At 36.4% G+C, this 1,479-nt stretch carries 2 protein-coding genes; both read left to right on the forward strand.

Features of this window, described 5'->3' with window-relative positions:
• Positions 1–117 precede the first annotated feature (117 nt).
• Positions 118–732, forward strand: coding sequence for a glycosyltransferase (locus JI65_RS16875; protein ID WP_191018329.1), 615 nt, complete (start codon positions 118–120; stop codon positions 730–732).
• Positions 733–759: 27 nt separating this feature from the next.
• On the forward strand, positions 760–1,479 hold a 720-nt coding region (locus JI65_RS16880), incomplete at its 3' end, for an ABC transporter ATP-binding protein (protein WP_191018330.1).

Here is a 1,479-nt window from a genome sequence, read left to right on the forward strand (position 1 = left end):
AAAAGGAATTTTTACCTGTTCACAAGCGATAAAAACACGCTGAATAAAGTTTATTTGGTTCCGAATGAAAAATAACAGTCTTGCCGGGGGGGTGGCGAAAACTCTCAAAGCGGATTTGTGCATTCAGAAAAAGTTGATGATGAGCTTTTAGAAGGTTCCCAAACACAAACAGATGGCGAATCAGCGGAGAGCGAATCTGTAACAAACAATATTTTTGAAAGATTTCCTATTTTAAGAGAAAAAACTTTTTATTTCTCAAATGCAAGCTTTCAAAAGCGGCATAATTTTTTGTGGATTTTAAAATATGCGGAACTTCATCCAGATGATTTTTTTGCAATTCAAGGACTTTCTGCGGAAGACGAACTTCCAGATGCCTTCTTGGGGGTAAAAAATCTTTCCAACATTCTTCTTTTAGGAAAACTTTCTGAGCAGGAACAATTTTTATTGCTGCAAAAATGCAGGGCTTTTGTAAATCCAAGTTTTACAGAGGGCTTTTCTATGGAAAATGCGCTAGCCTTGAAAGCTGGAACGCAAATTGTTATTTCCAACAATTCTGCAACTTTTTCAATTTTTAACGAAACTGCGCATTACGTTGATCCTAAAAACCCGCAATGCGAATTAGACCAAGTGCTTTTGGATCCAATAACTTCGCCAGAAAACTTCTTGGCAAAGAACACATTTGAAGAAAGTGCTCAAAAATTATATGAAACTCTAAAAAATAGTGTATTATAAAATTCAGAATTAAGGTATTATTTTTATATGGCAATTATTGAATTAAAGAATGTAAATAAAATTTATCGAATGGAAAAAGTTCAGGTAAAAGCTGTTGACAACGTTTCTTTTAAAATCGAAAAAGGTGAATTCGCGGCTATTTCAGGACCGTCTGGCTCAGGAAAATCAACTCTACTCAACATGATTGGTTTGATTGATTTGCCGGCATCAGGTTCGATTATTCTCGAAGGTATTGACGTTTATAACGGTGTAAAACTTGGTATTGATTCAAAAGTTCCGCTTTCGCTCGATTCAAAACTTACAGAACTTAGGCGCAGCCATTTAGGATTTATTTTTCAGACATTCAATTTAATTCCTGTGCTCGACGTTTGGGAAAACATTTCACTTCCCCTATCGTTAGGAAAATCCGTAGCAAACGAAACGTTAAGCGTCGCAGAAAAAAAAGAATGGATTTCTTACCTTCTTGAAACTGTCGGGCTTACAAAGTGGAAAAATCACAAGCCTTCCGAACTTTCAGGTGGTCAGCGTCAACGCGTCGCAATTGCTCGGGCACTCGTAACAAAGGCACCAATTATTCTTGCCGATGAACCGACTGCGAATCTTGATTCCAAAAATGGTGACCAAATTCTAGAATTGATGAAAAAATTGAACAAAGAACTGAATACAACTTTCGTATTCTCTACGCACGATGCGAAAATAGTTAATATTTCAGATCATGTAATAAAAATCCGTGACGGTGTTTTGATT

The sequence above is a fragment of the Treponema zioleckii genome (assembly GCF_014737315.1).
Classification (GTDB): domain Bacteria; phylum Spirochaetota; class Spirochaetia; order Treponematales; family Treponemataceae; genus Treponema_D; species Treponema_D zioleckii.